16 protein-coding genes are annotated in these 19,507 nt (G+C 59.8%); 9 read left to right on the top strand and 7 right to left on the bottom strand.

All coding sequences use genetic code 11. From position 1 onward, the window contains the following. Window positions 1-150: 150 nt before the first annotated feature. Genes NT137_02060 through NT137_02040 form a run of 5 tightly spaced genes read left to right on the top strand, consistent with a single transcriptional unit; the run spans window position 151 to window position 5,475 of the window. Window positions 151-1,083 (top strand): ACT domain-containing protein, encoded by a 933-nt coding sequence (locus NT137_02060; protein ID MCX6652123.1) that lies wholly within the window; start codon window positions 151-153, stop codon window positions 1,081-1,083. A gap of 11 nt (window positions 1,084-1,094) precedes the next feature. After that, window positions 1,095-1,853, top strand: a complete 759-nt coding sequence (locus NT137_02055; protein MCX6652122.1) for a biotin--[acetyl-CoA-carboxylase] ligase — start codon at window positions 1,095-1,097, stop codon at window positions 1,851-1,853. 55 nt (window positions 1,854-1,908) lie between these two features. Further along, window positions 1,909-3,477, top strand: a complete 1,569-nt coding sequence (locus NT137_02050; GenBank protein ID MCX6652121.1) for an acyl-CoA carboxylase subunit beta — start codon at window positions 1,909-1,911, stop codon at window positions 3,475-3,477. A 10-nt stretch (window positions 3,478-3,487) separates the two neighbouring features. Beyond that, on the top strand, window positions 3,488-4,975 hold the full coding sequence (locus NT137_02045; GenBank protein ID MCX6652120.1) for a pyruvate/oxaloacetate carboxyltransferase: 1,488 nt from the start codon (window positions 3,488-3,490) through the stop codon (window positions 4,973-4,975). After that, complete coding sequence (locus NT137_02040) at window positions 4,963-5,475, top strand: hypothetical protein (GenBank protein ID MCX6652119.1); 513 nt, start codon at window positions 4,963-4,965, stop codon at window positions 5,473-5,475. Before NT137_02045 ends, NT137_02040 begins: the two co-directional genes overlap by 13 nt. Window positions 5,476-5,544: 69 nt before the next feature. Here NT137_02040 and NT137_02035 read toward each other — a convergent pair whose 3' ends face one another. Beyond that, a complete protein-coding gene (locus NT137_02035; GenBank protein MCX6652118.1) occupies window positions 5,545-6,498 on the bottom strand; it encodes a DUF1028 domain-containing protein in 954 nt (317 codons plus the stop codon). A gap of 164 nt (window positions 6,499-6,662) precedes the next feature. Here NT137_02035 and acsB point away from each other — a divergent pair, with 164 nt between their 5' ends. Genes acsB through acsC form a run of 3 tightly spaced genes read left to right on the top strand, consistent with a single transcriptional unit; the run spans window position 6,663 to window position 13,036 of the window. Next, window positions 6,663-10,739 carry an acetyl-CoA decarbonylase/synthase complex subunit alpha/beta gene (gene acsB, locus NT137_02030; GenBank protein MCX6652117.1) on the top strand — a complete coding sequence of 1,359 codons (4,077 nt, stop codon included), beginning with the start codon at window positions 6,663-6,665 and terminating at the stop codon, window positions 10,737-10,739. 14 nt (window positions 10,740-10,753) lie between these two features. Further along, entirely contained in the window at window positions 10,754-11,710 is a 957-nt protein-coding gene (locus NT137_02025) for an acetyl-CoA decarbonylase/synthase complex subunit delta (GenBank protein ID MCX6652116.1), read from the top strand. Further along, window positions 11,711-13,036, top strand: coding sequence for an acetyl-CoA decarbonylase/synthase complex subunit gamma (acsC, locus tag NT137_02020; GenBank protein ID MCX6652115.1), 1,326 nt, complete (start codon window positions 11,711-11,713; stop codon window positions 13,034-13,036). It begins immediately after the preceding gene. Between the two features lie 50 nt (window positions 13,037-13,086). On the opposite strand, the gene NT137_02015 is transcribed toward acsC, so the two are convergent. The 4 genes from NT137_02015 to NT137_02000 all read right to left on the bottom strand — a co-directional run bounded on the left by NT137_02015 (window position 13,087) and on the right by NT137_02000 (window position 17,219). Beyond that, window positions 13,087-13,428: a hypothetical protein gene (locus NT137_02015; protein MCX6652114.1), complete on the bottom strand. Its 342-nt coding sequence runs from the start codon at window positions 13,426-13,428 to the stop codon at window positions 13,087-13,089. Between the two features lie 58 nt (window positions 13,429-13,486). After that, the gene (locus NT137_02010) at window positions 13,487-14,239 is read right to left on the bottom strand and encodes an AAA family ATPase (GenBank protein MCX6652113.1); all 753 of its coding nucleotides are present in this window, start codon (window positions 14,237-14,239) and stop codon (window positions 13,487-13,489) included. After that, complete coding sequence (locus NT137_02005; GenBank protein MCX6652112.1) at window positions 14,236-15,264, bottom strand: hypothetical protein; 1,029 nt, start codon at window positions 15,262-15,264, stop codon at window positions 14,236-14,238. The genes NT137_02010 and NT137_02005 overlap by 4 nt, the downstream gene beginning before the upstream one ends. 89 nt (window positions 15,265-15,353) lie before the next feature. Further along, the gene (locus tag NT137_02000; GenBank protein ID MCX6652111.1) at window positions 15,354-17,219 is read right to left on the bottom strand and encodes an ASKHA domain-containing protein; all 1,866 of its coding nucleotides are present in this window, start codon (window positions 17,217-17,219) and stop codon (window positions 15,354-15,356) included. Window positions 17,220-17,332: 113 nt separating this feature from the next. On the opposite strand from NT137_02000, the gene NT137_01995 reads away from it, so the two are divergent. Beyond that, entirely contained in the window at window positions 17,333-18,274 is a 942-nt protein-coding gene (locus NT137_01995; protein ID MCX6652110.1) for a cation diffusion facilitator family transporter, read from the top strand. Between the two features lie 15 nt (window positions 18,275-18,289). On the opposite strand, the gene NT137_01990 is transcribed toward NT137_01995, so the two are convergent. Both NT137_01990 and NT137_01985 read right to left on the bottom strand, forming a co-directional pair. Next, a complete protein-coding gene (locus NT137_01990; GenBank protein MCX6652109.1) occupies window positions 18,290-18,862 on the bottom strand; it encodes a flavin reductase family protein in 573 nt (190 codons plus the stop codon). A 151-nt stretch (window positions 18,863-19,013) separates the two neighbouring features. After that, complete coding sequence (locus NT137_01985) at window positions 19,014-19,463, bottom strand: PH domain-containing protein (protein ID MCX6652108.1); 450 nt, start codon at window positions 19,461-19,463, stop codon at window positions 19,014-19,016. Window positions 19,464-19,507 lie beyond the last annotated feature (44 nt).

The raw sequence follows: 19,507 nt of genomic DNA, 5'->3' as shown, positions 1-19,507 counted from the left end.
TTGTCGCCACCTAATGAGCGGCCCCTATATGTATCTTGCTCCGACCAACGTCGCGTGCTCGAACCCTCAGACTCGAGCGCATCCAGATGCAAGGAAAGAGAGCATGACAACGTTTATCAAGGCAGAACGGATTCAGCGCCCGGTCGGATAATGCGCATACACGATTTCGGTCGGCTGCATGGCTCGAAGGTGAGGATTGGCGAGCGCATCGGCGCTCCCCTGGGTCTGGTGGACGGAAGCCAGGTCTTCAGCACTATGTTCAAGTACGAGCACGATGGAAAGACGAGCTACGAGATCGTCCTCTCCACCATCGGCCCTGAGAACTATCGCGAGATATGCACCGTCACCTTCCACATGCTGGATGTTCCCGGAGCCTGCGCTCAGGTGGCGAAGTTCCTGGGAGAGAGGAACATCGACATCCTGAACTCGGTCTCCTTGAGCATGATCTCCAACGTATGCATGGTGTGGAAGATGATGGTCGATCTCTCCTACTATGGCGACTCGACCGTCCTCAGGGAGGAGTTCGACAATCTCAAGAAGCAGCGCTCCGCCACCTTGGACAAGGCGGACGCCATGGTAGTAGAAGCGGCGAACATCAGTGACCGCTATGTCAAAGGGGTGGTAGCTCCTGGCTCTACCGTCAAGGTGCGTGTCATCAAGCGATTGCAGAAGACCCCGAGCATGATTCAGAACGGTGAGTTCACCATTCCGGAGGAGTACATGCGCGCGCTGGAGGGAGTGAAGGACGGCGACCCGCTGGTCATGGTCGCAGACCAGGATTCTTGGGTGCTCTCCGTGACCCCGATGGACCTGAAGGCCAAGCTGGCGGCCATGGACTTCATCATCCCTGACAAGCCAGGAGCGATATTCGAGATCGCCAGGGCCATGGCCGATCAAGGTATCAACCTGCTTTCCGTGTCGACCAAGGTGCTGGTCTACTACGACCGCATGTCCTTGAGCATCGTGGCGGACGCGAGCGGCTACGCAGGGGACCTAGGCACTCTGAAAGCGAAGACCGAGGAGTACATCTCCCGGCTCAAAGGGAAGTTCCAGCTGGTGAGTTTCCAGCCCATAGAATTCTAGACGGGATGAGGATGACAATCGTGCACCGCATCGTCCACCAGGGAGAGGTCGCGTCCACCAACGACGAGGCCAAGGCCAGAGGAAAAGCGGGGGCAGCTGAGGGATTGGTGATCGTGGCCGAAAGTCAGAGCGCTGGCAAGGGAAGGTTGGGCAGAACGTGGTCCTCGCCCCCAGGGGGTCTGTATCTGTCGTTACTCCTCAGACCGCAGCTCACCACCAAGGAGCTGCTGCGCATGACTGTGTATTCGTGCGTGCCGGTGGCCCAGGCCATCGAGGAGGTCACCGGCCTCCGGGTTCAGGTCAAATGGCCCAACGACCTGGAGCTGGAGGGAAGGAAGCTGGGCGGCATCCTCGTGGAGGGGGTGAGCAAGCTGAACCGGATGGACTTCGTGGTGCTGGGCATCGGCATCAATGTGAATGCCGAGCCGGCAACGGATCAGGTGGAGAGGGCAGTCTCCCTGAGAGCGGCCTCGTGCCACGAGGTAGACCAGGAGCAGCTGCTAGCCAGCATCCTACAGCACCTAGACCGCTTCTATTCTCGGCTCAAGAAGGGCGAGGTGGACGAGGCCGAGTACAAGCGCCGCTCCTCCGTGCTCGGCCGGAAGGTGGAGGCGAACCTTGGCGGAAAGGTCGTTCGAGGGAAGGCCTTACGGGTCCTGAAGGACGGCGGATTGGTGGTGCGGAGCGATGAAGGTCCGCTGGTGAAGCTCAGCTGGGTGAGCGAGACCACCCTGAGATTGCTCGAGACCGAGGAGGCGAGCCTCCAATGACAAAGCATTATTATAGAATGGTGAATTCATTTCGAGTGGCTGGAGCGTGCGCGTGATGCCGAGTGAGGAGGCGAACAGGGAGAGGAAGGAGATCCGCGAGCTCAGGGAGCTGAGGCGGAGGACCAAGGCTGGTGGGGGTAGCGAGAGAATCGAGAAGCAGCACAAGCAAGGCAAGATGACGGCCAGAGAGCGCATCGAGGCCATCCTTGACCCAGGCAGCTTCGTGGAGCTGGACGCCTTCCTCACCCACCAGAGCAACGCCTTCGGGATGGACAAGAACAAGATCCTCGGCGATGGGGTGGTCATCGGCCACGGGACCGTGGACGGAAAGCAAGTGTACGTGTTCGCGCAGGACTTCACCGTGTTCGCTGGCTCGGTGGGCAAGATGCACGCCTCCAAGATCTGCAAGGCCATCGACCTGGCGGCCAAGACCGGCTGTCCGGTCATCGGTATGTATGATTCGGGCGGAGCGAGGGTGCAGGAAGGCATCGATTCGCTCGCCGGCTACGCCGAGATATTCTTCCGCATCTCTCTTGCCTCGGGAGTGGTGCCGGTCATTTCCCTGGTGCTAGGTCCATGCGCCGGCCCGGCGGTCTTCTTCCCCGGTCTGAGCGACTTCACATTCATGGTCAAAGGCACCAGCCAGATGTTCGTGGTCGCGCCGGACGTCATCAAGGCGGTGCAGAACATCGACATCTCCATCGAAGAGCTAGGAGGAGCGGAGGTGCACACCTCGAAATCTGGAAGCGCGCACTTCGTCACCGAGGACGAGGCCGCGTGCCTGCGCAAGGCCAAGAAGCTGCTATCCTACTTACCATCCAACAACCTGGAAGGAGGGCTCCGCGTGCCGACCAAGGATCCCCCCGACCGGACGGAGGACGCCCTCAACGACGCCATCCCTGAGGACCCCATCAAGCCATTGAACATGCATGAAGTGATCGAGAAGGTGGTGGACGAAGGCGAGTTCTTGGAGGTCCAGGAGGACTACGCCAGGAACATCATCGTGGGCTTCGCTCGCCTGGACGGCATGCCGGTGGGCATCGTGGCCAATCACCCTTCGGTCCTGGCGGGCACCATCGACTCGCACGCATCCATCAAAGCGGCCCGATTCGTCCGCTTCTGCGACGCCTTCAACCTTCCCATAGTAACGCTGGTGGACGTACCTGGCTACCTGCCGAACGTGGAGCAGGAGACGCTGGGCATGGTCCGCAACTCGGCCAAGCTCATGTACGCCTACTGCGAGGCGACGGTGCCCAAGATCACCCTGGTGCTGCGAAAGGCGTTCGGCGGGGCATATTGCGTCATGGGTTCCAAGCACATCCGGGCGGACATCAACCTAGCCTGGCCTTCGGCGGAGATCGCCATAATGGCACCGGAGCAGGCCATAGACATCGTGTACAAGAAGGAGCTCATACTGGCGGACGATCCCCAATCGAAGCGTGAAGAGCTTGCCCAAGAGTATCGTCGCACCCAGGCGAATCCCTACACCGCAGCGGAGAAGGGATACATCGACGACGTCATCGAACCGAGGGAAACGCGGGCGAAGCTGATTAACGCCCTGCACACCCTAGAAAGGAAAAGGGAGACCAGACCGGCAAAGAAGCACGGCAACATGCCCCTGTGAGGTACGAAGGATGGTAAAGATCACCGATACGGTACTGCGCGACGCGCATCAGTCGCTCCTGGCCACGCGCATGCGCACCGAGGACATGCTACCTATCGCTCCGCTCATGGACGAGATCGGCTACTGGAGCGTGGAGATGTGGGGCGGGGCGACCTTCGATACCTGCCTGCGCTTTCTACGCGAGGACCCCTGGGAGAGGATCACCAAGCTACGAAAGGCCATGCCGAACACGCACTTCCAGATGCTGCTGCGAGGACAGAACGTCGTGGGCTATCGCCATTACTCCGACGACATCGTAGAGAAGTTCGTGAAAAGGGCTCACGCCCGAGGGATCGACATCTTCCGCATCTTCGACGCCCTGAACGACCCGCGCAACATGGAGACCGGCATGCGCGCGGCCAAGAAGGTGGGAGCGGTGGTGGAAGCCTCCATCTCCTACACCATAAGTCCGGTGCACTCCATCCGGGGATTCGTGGAGATGGGCAAGAAGCTGGAAGAGATGGGCGCAAACACCATCTGCGTCAAGGACATGGCTGGGCTCATCTCTCCGCACGACGCCTACGATCTGGTCAAAGGTCTGAAAGAGGAAACGTCCTTGCCCATCCACGTACACTCGCACATGACCTCGGGCATGGCTCAAAGCTCATATCTCAAGGCCATCGAGGCCGGGGCGGATATCGTTGATACGGCGATCTCATCGCTCAGCATGGGCACGTCCCAGCCCCCCACCGAGACCATGGTGGCCATGCTGGACGGGACCGAATACGACACTGGTCTGGACCTCAAGAAGCTAGCCGAGATCGCCGCCTACTTCATGACGGTACGCAAAAAGTACGGAGATTTCGAATCAGTGCACACGGCCATCGACACCGACGTGCTCATCTTTCAGATCCCGGGCGGCATGATGAGCAACCTTGCCACGCAACTGAAAGAGGCCAAGCAGGAGCACAAGATCCACGAAGTGCTGGAAGAGGTGCCCAAGGTGCGCGCCGATCTGGGGTATGTGCCTTTGGTCACGCCCACCAGCCAGATCGTTGGCACTCAGGCTACGCTCAACGTCATCTCCGGGGAGCGCTACAAACGCACGACCAACGAGACGAGGAACCTCGTCCGGGGGATGTACGGCAAGACGCCAGCGCCGATCTCAGCGGAGATTCGCAAGAAGATCATCGGCGATGAGAAACCGATAACCGTTCGTCCGGCGGATCTCTTGCCCCCCGAATTCGACAGGCTGGAGAAGGAGATCAAGATGTATGCGCGCAGCGAGGAGGACGTGCTCTCCTATGCTCTCTTCCCGCAGGTGGCCATCGATTTCTTCAAGGAACGAGTGCTCGCAGAGCAGGGCGCGAACGGCAGGGACCTGGCGGCCCTGGCCGCTTTGTTCGTGCAGCTGGCTGAAAGAAAGACCAAATCCAAGCACACCGGGGGCGAGGAGATGGACCTGTGGAAGCTAGCAGCCAGAAGAGAGTCCATCCAAGGTGGGGGGTGGCCGCTCTGAAGCTCCGCATCACCCTCAACGACAAGCAGCACGAGGTCCTGGTGGAGAAGAACGCCGGCGATTACAAGGTGGTCATCGGCGACTCGTCGTTCAAATGCATGCCCAAGGAGGGGGGAATGAACGTCAACGGCGAGTTCCTTCCCATCCAATTCGACGGTGAACTAGATGAGGGCGCGGAGGTCACCTTGGGCCAGAGGAAGATGAAGGTGCGCATCGAACCGATCATCGAACTGGAGAGGGCCGAAGGCTACAAGGAAGAGGAGGAGGGAGCAGCACACAAAGAGGCAGCGGGTGCTATCACCGCCCCTATGCCTGGAAAGGTGGTCAGCATCAAGGTGAAGGTGGGGGACAAAGTGCACCCCAACACCCTCGTTCTCATATTGGAAGCGATGAAAATGGAGAACGAGATATTGGCGGGAGTGAACGGCACCATCAAGGAGATCAAGGTGAAGCCGGCAGAGGCGGTGGAAGGCGGGAAGGTCTTAGTGGTCATCGAATGACCGTGCTTCAGCAACAGATGTGAGCGATCATACCGTCAGATTCCCAGAGGCGACATTCTGGACCAATGATCACTTAGCATCGATCATGGCGAGCAGGGACTTCGCATCTGCTTTCAGCACTCCAGCCTTTGGCAAGCGCTTCAGAAGCACTCGCCAGTGATCGTCCTCCTCGAACACCTGCCTCAGGATAGGGACCGCCTCTTCCAGTCGGCCGCAGTTCGCCAGTGTCACCCCATGCCAAAAGCGCATCTCCAGGTTCTCAGGGAACATCTCCTCGGCGGCGGAATAACAGCGCATGGCCGCCCGCATGTGCCCTTTCTCCAGCTCTTCGTCCCCCTGGTTCATCGATTCGTAGGCGCGGTGCATTTTGAGGAGGCGTTTGAGCTCAAGCAGCGGTTCAGGAGAATCATCTACCCGAAGATCGACGAGACGGTCTGTCCAGGGCCTGCCGGTCGAGCGTCCTCGGACCACCAACAGAGCGGCGGACTGTCTTCCTCTGATGTCCCCTCCAGCCTTCTCAGCCGCTTCCAAGGCGCCTAACGTTCTCTCTGCCAAGGGACCTCGCGCCTTCTCGAACGCCCGGGCCATGGAAGGCCAGACCGTTCTCCGGAGCATCATGTTCGCCTGCACGGAATAGCCATTGCCGATAATGTGCCCTGCCTCCGCGATGCAGGCCTTGCCCGTGTGGGCAGCCACTCGCCCCTTGGTGTCCAGGAGAGCAAGCTGTCTGGATTCCCTTCCTTCATCTGAGGGAAGGAGCATGTCCACCGCCTCCGCGGGACTGAGCCCGCTTCGCATGAGATCGAGCCCCTTCGGTCCAAAGGCCGGATTGACGAAGGCCTGGGTCGCCACCACCCCCACCCCGGCTTCACCCCAGGCGACCACGCTGCCCACGGAGAACCAATGCGATTGCACCGCCACACCCATGTCCCCCGTCTCATTGTCGATCGCCACGATGGAGTAGGTATGGACCGGTCGTGGACCTGTTGCCGTGGATTTGGGACTTACATCATTCGTTGTCATGGCTCCTTCCTCATCCACACGTAGGAGCGCCCTCGGATTAGAAATGAATTGTCTCACCTAGGCGTGGCGCGCCAGGTGAGGGGATGACTAGGCAAGGGCTTTTTATAAAGGTAAGCGCTTCGATTTCCTGCTTCGTTCAGCTCTAGTTTCTGGAGAAGGCAGAGATGGAACCCAACGGCAAGGTCAATAAGGAAAAGACGAGCGATCCCGGCGCCAAGCAGGGCATCGAAATCGCTTCCCAGCAACACATTGCCACCGTCCGGGACCGCTACGAGGCCATGCAGCCGCAATGTGGCTTCGGCGAGCTGGGCGTGTGCTGCAACAATTGCCTCCAGGGGCCGTGCCGCATCAGTGCCTTCCAGGGAAGGCCCAATCAGGGAATCTGCGGAGCCAGGGACTACACCATCGTCGCGTGGAACCTCGTCCGCCATATCGCTGGGGGAGCGGCGGTGCACTCCGGCCATGGCAGGCACATCGCCGAGACTCTGCTCAAGGTCATCCAGGGAAGCGTTCCCTCTTACTCGGTCAATGACCAGACCAAGCTTGAACGGTTGGCCAAGCGATTGAGCATCGATCCATCAGGCAAGGGGAAGGATGAGCTGGCGCGCCTGGTCACCGAGGAAGCGATCTCCGACTATGCACGTTTCGGCGCCGAGCCGCTCAAGTTCACCACTTCCACCATCACTGCCCGCCGTCGCAGGCTACTGGAGGAGCATGGCCTATTGCCGAACAACATCGACCACGCCATCTCGGACGTCATGCACCGCACTTCGCTCGGCTGCGATGCCAATCCCGTCTCGCTCATCTTCGCCGGAGTGGCATGCGCCATCGCCGACTACGACGGCATGCAGATCTCTACTGATCTCTCGGACATACTCTTCGGCACCCCGCATCTGGTACGCACCTTCGCCGATCTGGGCACTCCTAAGGCGGACGAGGTGAACATCGCCATCCACGACCACAATCCCGTCCTGAGCGAGGTGATGGTGGACGTGGCCCTCAAGATGGAGGAAGAGGCCAGAGAGGCAGGGGCCAAGGGCATCAACATCGTCGGCATTGGTTGCACAGGCAATGAGAGGCTCATGAGGAAGGGGGTGAGCATGGCCGCCAACTTCGCTTCCCAGGAGCTGGCCCTGGCCACGGGAGCGGTCGATCTTCTGGTCGCAGACCACCAGTGCATCATGCCTTCCCTGGCGGAGATATGCCAGTGCGTGCACACCGACGTGGTCACCACCATGATCAACGTGCACATCCCCCACGACACCCACGTCCAATTCCGCGAAGAGGATGCGGAGGAATCCGCCCAGGCCATCGTCGGAATGGCCATCGAGGCCTACAAGCGCCGCGACCCTTCCAAGGTTCACATTCCAAACGTCAAGTCAGAGGTAATCACCGGTTTCAGCCTGGAGCAGATCGAGGCGCTCCTCGCGCGCATCGTGCCCGAGGACCCGATGATGTGCCTCATCGATGCCCTGCAGAAAGGGCAGATCAGAGGCATCGCCCTCATGTCCGGGTGCAACAACCAGAGAACGGAGCAGGATCCGAGCCACATCACCATCGCCAAAGAGCTACTGAGAAATGATGTTCTGGTCCTGACCACCGGCTGCTCGGCAGGCGCTTTCGCTGAGAACGGATTCCTATCTAGCGAGGCAACGGAGAAGCATGCTGGACCGGGGCTGAAGAAGTTCATCCGCGACCTGGAGAATGCGAACGGCGTTCCCCTGCCTCCGGTCTGGCACATGGGCTCTTGCATGGACAACACCCGGGCCATGAACCTGGCTACGGAGATAGCCAATCACCTGAGGGTGGACGTGGACAGCATTCCTTTCGTGGTTTCGGTCCCGGAAGCGAATCACGAGAGGGCCGTCTCCTTAGGCACGTGGTGCGTGGCATTCGGTCTGGGAGTGCATGTCGGCATGGTCAACTACATTTGCGGGTCGCCCCTAGTGGTGGAGGTGCTGACGAACACCGCTGGCGACGTCTTCGGTGGGAAGTTCATCTACGAGCCCGATCCGACCGAGGCAGGAAAGAAGCTGCTCAACGAGATGGAGCGGCGTCGCTGGAAAATGAAGTGGTCCAACTCTTATGAGGTACAATCCGGACCTAGGCTCGAGAAGGATCGACTCTGCCAGATGGCCATCGATGGAGCGATCATCGCCACCGGCTACGCGAACCTGCTGCTCTCTCGGGCGATCGAGCGCTTCGGCTACGATCAGAAGGTGGAGTTCCCCGAGACCGGGTACGCTCTCCCGGCCATCCTTGCTTGGGAAGGCAAGGAAGTGCATCGCCTGGGCGATATGCCCTCAGTTCTGAGCAAGGCCAGGGGCATCATCAAGCACGAACCTACGATAGAGAACGCGCTCTTGGCCGGGGAAGCGACCATGGTGGCCGCGGAGATCATCGAGGCGCTGAAGTACTCGCGCAACGAGCGTCCATACGAGGGCACGCCGTATTGCGGATTCATCCCTGACAAGGTCTTGCGGGGATTGGGCATCGCCTTCGTGGACGACACCATCCCTGGCTGCGCCGTTCTGGTGGGGACGGCGGAAGACCCCAAGAAGCTGGTGCGCATCGTGCGCGACTGCCAGAGCAAGGGCATGCTCATCGTCGCCTCCTTCGACACCATCCGCCAGCTTCAGGATGAGGGCGTCAAGGTAGGACTGGACGTCATGCTCTGTCCCGTGGGAGAGTTCACCCAAGTCATACACGGTCTGAATTTCGCCATAAGGGCGGCCCTGACCTTCGGCAACGTGCAGCGTGGGGACCGCGAGCGTCTGCAGAAGTACCTGGCAAAAAGGCCTAAGGTCTTCGTGCTGCAGCTGGGACCGATAGACGCCATCAAAGCCGCGGTGGGGTTTGCGGTGCTTCTCAACGGCTCCCCGATCATAACCGATCAGGACGTGGAAGCTGTCCCAGACAAGCTCGTGTCCCAGCCCGAATACGACAAGATGGTGCAGACGGCCATCGAGCTGCGCAACATCCGGGTGAAGCTCGCTCCCGTCCAGATACCGGTGGCCTACGGCCCGGCGTTCGAAGGCGAGACCGTACGCAGGCCGGACACCTACATAGAAGCGAGAGGAGCGGCCAAGACCACCGCCTTCGAGCTGCTGCGCATGCTGCCCGAGGAGCAGGTGGAGGACGGCAAGATCACCCTCATCGGAAAGGATGTGGATGAGATGCCGGAAGGCGGCAAGACGCCCCTGGCGATCATCGTCGACGTCTACGGCAAGAAGATGCAGGAGGACTTCGAGTCCGTCCTGGAGCGGCGCATCCATCAGTTCATCAACTTCGCCGAGGGGGCGTGGCATACCGGGCAGCGGAACACCATCTGGGTCCGTCTCAGCAAGAACTCCGTTCACGCTGGCCTTCGCTTCCAGCATTTCGGCGACATCCTTGTCACCAAGCTCAAGGCTGAGTTCGGTAACATCATCTCCCGGGTGCAGGTGACCATCATCACCGACCAAGCGAGGATCGATGCCCTTCTTCCCGAGGCACTCTCCAAGCACAAGACCAGGGACGAGCGTCTGGCCGGGCTGACGGACGAGGCGGTGGACGTAGCGTTCAGTTGCTCTTTATGCCAGTCATTTGCCCCAGACCATATCTGCATCATCACCCCGGAACGCCTTGGATTGTGCGGAGCAATCAACTGGCTCGACGCCAAGGCAGCCAAAGAGATCTCGCCGACCGGCCCCAATCAGCCCATTGAGAAGGGCGAGGTGATCGATGCCGTCAAGGGGCAATGGAAAGGCGTCAACCAGGCCGTCTTCGAGCTTTCGCATCACAAGCTGGAGCGATTCAACGCCTACACCATGATGGAGGACCCGATGACCAGCTGCGGCTGCTTCGAGGTCATCGTGGCCATGACCGCCGATGCCCAGGCGGTCGTCCTGGTGAACCGAGAGTTCCCGGGCATGACCCCGGTGGGCATGAAGTTCTCCACCCTGGCCGGAAGCATAGGCGGTGGCAAGCAGACACCAGGTTTCATCGGCGTGGGCCGCAAATACATCCTGAGCAAGAAGTTCATCCCCGCGGACGGAGGGTTCCTGCGCATCGCCTGGATGCCCAAGGAGCTGAAGACGCAGATAATGGACGCTTTGAAGAAGAGAGCGGAGGAGCTGGGCGTGCCGGACTTCGTGGACAAGATCGCCGATGAGACGATCACCACCGAAGCCGAAGGGCTCGTGGAGTGGATGGTGAAGGTGCACCATCCGGCGCTAAGCATGCCTCCGCTGCTGCAGTGATTGGAGATGTCAACATGGTCGAGGTTCCGGTCCCCAAGGAGAAATGGAGCGGAAGGATAGGCACGGTCGCCCTGGGCAAGAGCAAGGAGCAGGGCGGAACGCGCTCACTCCCTCTCCAAGTCGGAGGCGAAGCGGGCATGCCCTTCCTCTCCTACGAGGCGCAGATGCCCAACCGGCCTCTCATCGCAGGCGAAGTGCTCGACCGGCCGGGCGAACTGCCGCTCCAGGTTGCGAATGAACTCGGGGACGTAGTTCAAGATCCGGCCGCCTGGGCGCGCAAGTGGGTGCAGAACAGCGGCGTCGATCTGGTGTGCCTGAAATTGCACTCCACCAGTCCGGAGGAAGAGAATCGTACGCCCGAAGAAGCGGCGAACATCGTGAAAGCGGTGCTCGAGGCCGTGGACGTCCCCCTTATCGTCTACGGCTGCGGTCACGAGGAGAAGGACGCCAAGGTCATGGAAGCGGTCGGGAACTTGGCCGCCAAGGAGCGAATACTGCTCGGACACGCCGAGGAATCGGCATACAAATCCCTTTCCGCCGTGGCCATGGCCAACGACCACGACATCATTTCGTTTTCGAATCTAGATATCAATCTGGCCAAGCAGATCAACATCTTGCTCACCGACTTCGGCGTGCGCAAGGACCAGATCATCACCGACCCGCTCATGGCATCGCTGGGCATGGGGCTGGAGTACACCTATTCCGTCATGGAACGGATCCGCATCGCCGCTCTGATGGGCGATGGCATGCTGCAAGTGCCCTTGGTCTGCGACACCTCCGTCGCCTGGAAATCCAAAGAGGCGATAGAGGAGATCGAGGGCCATGACGGCCTGAGGGATAGAGCCGTACTATGGGAGGCGACCACCGGGCTGGCCGCTCTGCTTGCCGGAGCGGACATCCTCATCGTCCGAAGCCCGGCGGCGGCACGCATCCTCAAGGACTCGATCAACGAGCTGAGCGGAGGGAAGTGAATGCCCACCGCCATCGAGGTCTTCAAGTTCCTGCCCAAGAAGAACTGTGGCAAATGCAACTACCCCACGTGCTTGGCGTTCGCCATGCAGATCGCCAACTCCAAAGCGAAGTTGGAGGATTGTCCATTCCTTTCGGACGAGGCGAAGGCGCAGTTCGCCGCCAGCGCCGCGCCGCCCATCCGCATGATCAAGTTCGGGACTGGCAAGAAGACAATCGAGATGGGCGATGAGACCGAACTCTATCGCCACGAGAAGAAGTTCTTCCATCCGGTGGCGTTCGCCCTGGTGATCTCCGATTCACTCTCCCAGGAAGAGATCGCTCAGAAGCTCGAGAAGGCCAGGAAGATGAGCTTCGAGCGCGTGGGCCAGGTACTGTGCTTGGACGCTCTGGCGGTGCGCAATGATTCCAGTGACCGGGAGAAGTTCGTCCGGGCGTCGGAGTTGGTGGCTTCGAGGACCGAGGAACCCCTGGTTCTCATCACTTCCTCCGCAGAAGCGATGAGGGCGGCAGCATCGAAGATCGCTGACAGGAAGCCTCTACTGCACGGCGCGGAAATTAAGAACTATGAGGCCATGAGCGCCGTGGCCAAGGAGCTCAAGTGCCCCCTGGTGGTACGCGAAGAGAAAGGTCTCAACGAACTCGCCGACCTGGTGGCCAAGGTCAAGGCTACCGGCGTGGAGGAGCTGGTGCTGGATTTCGGCGCCCGGGACATGAAGACGCTGCTGGAAAGGTCGTCCATCATCAGGAAGGTGTCCGTGAAACGGCTGTTCCGCGGGCTCGGCTACCCGATACTGGTCCAGGCGGGAGAAGGACAGCATGGAACGCTCATGGGCATGGTGGCGACCATGAAGTATGGCAGCATCGTGCTCTTCGATGAGCTGACGGAGGCGCAGGCCTTACCCCTGTTCGTGCTTCGACAGAACATCTACACCGATCCGCAGGTGCCCATCCAGGTGAAGCCGGGAGTGTATCCGGTCAACAATGCTAACGAGAGCTCGCCCATCCTCTTCACCACCAATTTCTCGCTCACATATTTCACCGTGCTGGCGGACATCGAGAAGAGCAAGGTGCCAGCCTGGCTGCTGGTCGTGGACACGGAAGGGCTGAGCGTGATGACCGCCTTCGCTGCGGGGAAGCTGACCCCTGAGAGCATGGCCAAGGCGCTGGAAGCATCCGGCGCGAAGCAGAAGACGAAGAGAGGAGAACTGGTCATTCCGGGCATGGTCACGCGCATGAGCGGCAAGCTGCAGGATGTGACCGGGCTCAAGATCATCGTAGGGCCTAAGGAATCGAGCGGGTTGCCGAGATTCCTGAAGTCGCTCTAGGACAACTTCGGCAGCCCAATCATACTTCAGGCCTGGCAACGTCTGGATGATTATGTGAGACTTCGGGGCGTGAAGGTGAAGACCATGACCAGAACGAAGCTGACGAGATCCAATGCAAGGAGCGACCAAGCGGCCAACGGCGAAGATGCTTTCTGACCTTCTATCTTCTGACCGCGCGCCCGCATGGCATCGGCCACCGCGCCCAGGATAAATATCGTTGCCACTATCCACAACAACATATCGAAGAAAAAGATGATGATCACACCAGAGACCCGAAAGACCGAAAAGACGAGCTCCCCTGCCAACAAGATGACGTAAAGGAGCGCAGCCGCTGCGAAGACGATCAGCCCTTTGCGGAAACTGACGGACGCATCCGACTTCGCTTCTGTCAAATCAGATCCCGAATGAAGAGCCCCGAGCTGGATAATAGTTATTTCGTGCGCCCTGATATCAAACGAGCAGCCACGCAATCTCGCCCACTCGCTTGAGCACCGCGTTCTCCGGGGCGATGCCGATCAGGGACTGGCCCATCGAAGCCGCTCGTTCCACTTCTGGGTCCTGAGGCACCAATTCCACGCGGTCGAATCCCGCAGAGCATATCAGCTCATCCAGCCCTGGGTCCAACGGCTTCTTTGCTCGATTCACGATAAGAAGCGAGGTGCCGACCTTGATCTCCATGGCCTTCGACAGATCCAGCAACCTCCTCGCCGTCTCCAATCCGACCTTGGTCGGATCGGACACGAGCAGCAGAACGTCCATGCTCTTGGTCGTTCGGCGGGAGAGGTGCTCCATGCCCGCCTCGTTGTCTATGACCACGTACTCGTAATCGTCCATGGCCATGTCCAGGAAGGTGCGCAGGATGTTGTTGATGTAGCAGTAGCATCCCTGCCCTTCCGGCCGCCCCATGGTGAGCAGATCGAACCCCTCCCCTTCCATCAGGGCAAGCTGCATCTGATAACGCACATACTCTTGCTTGCTTTGACCAGCAGGAAGTTCGTCCGCTTTTTTCAGCAGCTCCTCTCGCAGGTCGCCGATGGTCTTCTCCACCTTGACCCCGAGCTTCTCTCCCAGGTTGGAGTTCGGATCGGCGTCCACGGCCATGATGATTTTCTTTGATCGGTCATGGAGTGCGCGCACCAGCAGCGCGGCCAAGGTGGATTTTCCCACTCCTCCTTTCCCCGCCACGGCGATGCGGAAGCTCATGCCTCCTCCAGCTCGTTGCGCTTGCGGAACTCCTCCGAAAGGGAGACCAGCGTCCGTACGGTCGTCTCGCTCAGCTCTTCGCTCAGCCCGCCTAGGCCGCACTGAGGGGTCACGAGCGAGTTCTCCACGATCTTACTCCGGGGGATGCCCTTGGCCACCAGTCTTTCGATGGATGAATCGAATCTCTCCAGCAACGAGCCCATCGTCTCTGCGTTCAACGTCTCCTCGCTGTTCGGCACCATTCCCCAGGCGATGGTGCCCCCGCGATCGAGGAACGAAGTCACTTCTCCCGGATAGAGGGAGATGGTGTGACCGTAGCTGTAGGCGTCGAAAGACAGGATGTCGATCTTCGTGTCCAGGACCGTCGGCCAATCGGTATTGCCGCAGCAATGCAGTCCCTTGCAGCCTTTGGCCCCCTCGAACACCTCGTCGATCCAGGCCTTGACCTGAGAGGGGGATATGGCTGCGAACGGCGTGCCGACCAGCGAAAGCGACGGCTCATCCAGGAACATGATGGTCCGGGGGCATTTCTCCCGGAGCTTGGACTCTTGCCAGCGCAACATGAGGTTGAGGTTCTTGCGCACGATCTCGCCGTAGGCGTCGTCATAGATGACCGATTTGCCCGTGAAGTCGAAGACCTGCAGCCCCAGGCTCACCGGTCCGGTCACCTGGCCTTTGATTGCCACGGCCTCCTCCGGCATAAGGCGAGATAGCAGTTCATGCAGTCCGTGGAAGCTCTCCCGGGGAAGAGCGAAATGCTCCAGGTCCTCCGAGATCACCGCCTCGTAGAACTCATGAGGATCGTAGTTGGCGAGGTCGACGATGATGCGCTTGCCTTCCTCGTCGATGCGGGCGCCGGGCAGCTTGATCGAATACTGAGCGTACATGTTCTCCCTGAACCCCAAGGCAGGAAGCTGCGGCCAGTACGGAATGCGCTTGAGATGCCGGAGGACCAGGTCCACCGCCTTCGCTGGATCGTCATGTGGCAATGAGCCGATGCACAACGGCAGGCAGTTCCAGGACATGCTTCCCGCACATTCCGCTCGCATTTGATAAAGCCTTTGCCATTTTGCCTGACGTGGACCGCGAAGCCCTCCTAGGACCTCGCAACCGATCACTTCTTCCCTAGCTGTCTCGCCACGGAAGGAAAGCGTTCCAGGTCCGTATGCGGCAAGAAGGAAGCGGAGGAGAACTCGTTGAAGAAGAGCTGGGAGTTGCTCAGCTCGATGTAGGTCATGTCATCATAGACCTGCCTAGCCTCCAGTCTCTTCTCCGCTGAGAGGAGCGTCTGCACCGCGCCCGCCAATGCTCCGTTGCCGATGAACTCGAATCTGTCCCGGGGCAGATCTGGCAGCAGTCCGATGAGGATGGCGTTCTCGATCCCGATGTAGTTGCCGAAGCCGCCGGCTATGTACACGCGGTCGAGCTGCGAGAACTCCTTGTCCACGCTCTTGAGCAGCACGCTGCATCCTGCGTACAGCGCCGCCTTGGTGCGGATGAGGTTGGCGATGTCGTCCTCATGGATGACAATCTCCCGTTTCTTGGCCTTGCCCTGCTCGGCGAAGGCCACCACGTATTCCGGGCCTATCTCGGTCTGCCTGACGCGGGGCCACTTGCCACCCTGGATGCGTCCCTTGCGGTCCACCAGCCCGCAGCGGAACATCTGCGCCAGGAGGTCTATCAGACCGGAGCCGCACACGCCTAAGGGCTGTGCGTCCCCGATGACGCTCAGCTGCGTCTCCAGCTCCTCATCTATGCAGACCTTCTCGATGGCTCCGCTCATGGCTCGCATGCCGCAGGCCACCTCGCCGCCTTCGAACGCCGGTCCGGCGGAGGTAGAGCAACCCACCAAGAACTCCTGGTTGCCGAGCACGACCTCGCCGTTGGTGCCGACGTCGATGAGCAGGGCGAGTTCCGAGCGTCCATGCATTCCCGAGGCGATGACGTCCGCCGTGACATCCCCGCCTACGAAGCTAGCTCTGCCCGGAATGCAGTACACCAGACCCTCTGGGTGCATGACCAGGCCCGTGTCCTTCCCTCTGAGCAGGGGAGGCACGTTGGTCGTCGGGACGTAGGGATCATATCGGATATGCTTCGGTTCCAGGCCCAGGAACAGATGTATCATGGTAGTATTGCCTGCCACCGAAAGAGCGGAGATGTCGCAGTCGGCCACGAGCTTGGGCGCATTCGCTCTGGCGGAGAGCACGAGCTGATTGATCGTCTGCAGCACCTGCTCCCGCAGCTCCTCCAACCCTCCCTCCTCGGCGTAGGAGATGCGCGTGATCACGTCGTCACCCAGGCGCATCTGCTTGTTGTAGTCCGAAGCAGTGGAGATGATGTCCCCTTTCTCCAGGTCCACCAGAGAAAGTACCACAGTGGTCGTGCCGATGTCCAGGGCGGCGCCCAGATGGCAGCTTCCTTCGGGTAGGATGTCCAACAGCTCCCCGCCCAAATCATCCGCCGCCAGCAGCGCGTTCACCTTCCAGTCCAGATCTCTTAGCCTGCGGGGGAGAAGACGCAGCAGATCGACCGGCGGTCGGAGTTGACCCGCTTCCTTGCCTAGTGCTCTGGCCAGCCGTTCCAGGTCGCCAAGGTTGTCTTTTTGGCCCGGGTGGGGCAGATGCAACTCGAGCGCGCGGGTCATGGGCTCGAGCTTCTTTGGCCGGAAGGAAGAATGAGTGGTCAGTATCTGGCCCTCTTTCACCCTGGCTTCCTCTGGTACATGAACGGTGATATCCCCGGTGACGTAGGTCTGACAAGCGAGCCTATAGCCCTTTTCAATGAGCTCCTTGTCCAGCTTGGTGTCGGCGGCCATCTCCGCCTCGCCTTCCACGATCACCTTGCACTTGCGGCACTCCCCCTTTCCGCCGCAGGTGGACTGGATCTCCACTCCCGCCTTGGAGGCGGCGTCGAGAACGGTGGTGCCGCGAACGAACTCGGCCACCACGTGATCGGGAAGGAAGCATACCTTGAACTTCATTTGATGAAGAGCATTTTTCTGCCATTACTTAATGCTCTTGTCAGCGGCCAGGAAGTTGAACGAGGCTCAAGAGTACAATAGCTCTTATGCTCGGCGATGTGTTATTTCTTCCGATGCATGGCCATCTCGACGATGGACTGAGGGGGAACGGACGTTCCACCCGTCCCTTGCTCATCGCCCTCGCCATCACCCTCACGTTCGCGGTGGTCGAGCTCTTCGGAGGCTTCCTGAGCGGAAGCCTGGCCCTCATCTCCGATTCCGGCCACATGTTCACGGACGTCCTCGCTCTGGCCCTCAGCCTTTGGGCGGGGGTTGTGGCCATGCGCATGGCCAACGAGAAGCAGACGTTCGGTTATTTGCGAGCTGAGATCCTGGTGGCCCTGATCAACGGAGTGGGGCTTGGGGTCGTCTCCATCATCATCATGTACGAGGCGATCGCGCGCATCCAGAACCCGGTGGAGATCGAGTCCCAGCTAATGCTCCTGGTGGCGGTGGCCGGTCTGGCGGCCAACGTGGCCGCAGCTCTCCTGCTCCGTCGAGGGGCGAGGGAAAACCTCAATGTGAAGGGCGCGTTCCTGCATGTGCTGGGCGACATGCTCTCTTCCGTGGGCGTCATCGTCAGCGCGCTGCTCATCTACTTCTTCGGGCTGAGGATCGCCGATCCGGCCATCAGCCTGGTCATCGGCGTGGTCATCCTGTACGGGTCTGTGAGGATAGTCATGCAGTCCGCGTACATCCTATTGGAGTTCACGCCCGGAAACCTGGACCTGGCTGAGCTCAGGAAGGAGATGAAGATGGTGCCCGGAGTGGTGGACGTGCATGACATTCATGCTTGGACGTTGGGTTCGGGCGTCTACGCCATGAGCGCGCACCTTCAGGTGAACGACCAGCCGGTGAGCGCGTGCTCTTGCATCGTCAAGGACTGCGAACGCCTTCTGATGGAGAAGTTCAGGATTTCGCACACCACACTGCAACTTGAGTACGAAGCTTGCCAGGACGAGGTCTGCGTGTTCCGCCGACCCGTTGGAGCAAACGAGGAAGAGCACGAGCACTGAACGCGCTCTCTCGTCTCATTTCTTAAACCTGTTGCCTTCCTGGAACGCCTTTGCGAGCTGCGCTCCCACCGCATAGTAGCTGCGGTCGTCCGGAGCGTATATGAGAGGACGGATCATCTTGATCAGCCCATCGCCCTTCTTCTCTGCCAGCTCCTCCTGCACCTTAACGTCCTTTATCTCGCCGACGAATTGCGTGTGCAATCCTATCTCATTGGCGTGCAGCATCTCGCACTCCAGCACCAGGGGGAACTCCTCGATGTAGGGGGCGTTGACGAGCTGCGAGCGCACTGGGGTGAGCCTGGTGGCGGCGAACTTATCCTCGTCCCGACCGCTGACGGTGCCGAAGTAGTCAACCTCCGCAACGTACTGCTCGGATGGAACGTTCACAGAGAACGCGCCCTGCTCCATGATATTGCCATAGGAGTAAGTGGCCTTGCGCAACGAGATCGAAACGCAAGGAGGGTCGGAGCAACAGATGCCGCCCCAGGCTGCGGTCATGGCGTTGGGTTTTACCTGCTTATCATAGGTTCCGATCACTAGCACTGGCGTTGGATATAGAAGGGTGCGTGCGCCTAGGGACTTCTTCATCCGCTCACCTCGCCCCCGGATTGCCTGGAGGAATAGATAACGCTGAGCCCGATGAGCGACCCCGCGCCCATCTGGGTCTGAGACCTTCTTCCGGAGGACACTGGCTTGCTCTGAAGCTCACCTCGATCCTCAGTTACCAAGCGCCCTCAGATCACTGCACGACCTTTGCGGCCAGGCGATCGGCGATCGCCCGCTCTGCCGAGCCCATCTGCTCTTTCGAGAAGCGGCAGTTGTACTTGCTGTCCGGGACCTCGAATGTGAGCGCGGCTCCCATCAAGCTCTTCTTTAAGCTGATGCTTTTCACGTCCGAGTACGGGAAGTAGACGCTCTTGTCGTTCTTTGCCAGCATCTCCTTCAGAGACATCCCTTGGTATCCAACTCGTGTGTTCTCCGCCCGCTTCTGGGAAATGGCCTTGTTTATGAAATGCGTTGCTGGGCCTGCACTCACTCCCACCTTGGCCGCCCCTTCCACCACCAGCATCGCGATCCCGTTGTTGGTGAAAAATACGTCGTACTTGCGCTGCAAGCCCGCCATGCCCTTCGCTGCGTCCACATTCTCCAATGATTGCTCAATGACCTCGTTCTCTTGTGGTCCCACCATTTGAATCCCTGAGAAAGCATTCCTGCTCGGGGTATTGTTTTTTT

Source organism: Methanomassiliicoccales archaeon (assembly GCA_026394375.1).
Taxonomy (GTDB): domain Archaea; phylum Thermoplasmatota; class Thermoplasmata; order Methanomassiliicoccales; family UBA472; genus JAJRAL01.
This window is presented reverse-complemented; position numbering and strand designations above follow the sequence as displayed.

What these genes read in the sequence shown, in the direction of transcription:
- NT137_02035 (MCX6652118.1), bottom strand. Translation starts at nt 6,498, where the DNA reads ATGACAACGAATGATGTAAGTCCCAAATCCACGGCAACAGGTCCACGA.
- NT137_02050 (MCX6652121.1), top strand. Translation starts at nt 1,909, where the DNA reads ATGCCGAGTGAGGAGGCGAACAGGGAGAGGAAGGAGATCCGCGAGCTC.
- NT137_01990 (MCX6652109.1), bottom strand. Translation starts at nt 18,862, where the DNA reads ATGAAGAAGTCCCTAGGCGCACGCACCCTTCTATATCCAACGCCAGTG.
- acsC (MCX6652115.1), top strand. Translation starts at nt 11,711, where the DNA reads ATGCCCACCGCCATCGAGGTCTTCAAGTTCCTGCCCAAGAAGAACTGT.
- NT137_01985 (MCX6652108.1), bottom strand. Translation starts at nt 19,463, where the DNA reads ATGGTGGGACCACAAGAGAACGAGGTCATTGAGCAATCATTGGAGAAT.
- NT137_02045 (MCX6652120.1), top strand. Translation starts at nt 3,488, where the DNA reads ATGGTAAAGATCACCGATACGGTACTGCGCGACGCGCATCAGTCGCTC.
- NT137_02025 (MCX6652116.1), top strand. Translation starts at nt 10,754, where the DNA reads ATGGTCGAGGTTCCGGTCCCCAAGGAGAAATGGAGCGGAAGGATAGGC.
- acsB (MCX6652117.1), top strand. Translation starts at nt 6,663, where the DNA reads ATGGAACCCAACGGCAAGGTCAATAAGGAAAAGACGAGCGATCCCGGC.
- NT137_02010 (MCX6652113.1), bottom strand. Translation starts at nt 14,239, where the DNA reads ATGAGCTTCCGCATCGCCGTGGCGGGGAAAGGAGGAGTGGGAAAATCC.
- NT137_02000 (MCX6652111.1), bottom strand. Translation starts at nt 17,219, where the DNA reads ATGAAGTTCAAGGTATGCTTCCTTCCCGATCACGTGGTGGCCGAGTTC.
- NT137_02060 (MCX6652123.1), top strand. Translation starts at nt 151, where the DNA reads ATGCGCATACACGATTTCGGTCGGCTGCATGGCTCGAAGGTGAGGATT.
- NT137_02005 (MCX6652112.1), bottom strand. Translation starts at nt 15,264, where the DNA reads ATGTCCTGGAACTGCCTGCCGTTGTGCATCGGCTCATTGCCACATGAC.
- NT137_02055 (MCX6652122.1), top strand. Translation starts at nt 1,095, where the DNA reads ATGACAATCGTGCACCGCATCGTCCACCAGGGAGAGGTCGCGTCCACC.
- NT137_01995 (MCX6652110.1), top strand. Translation starts at nt 17,333, where the DNA reads ATGCATGGCCATCTCGACGATGGACTGAGGGGGAACGGACGTTCCACC.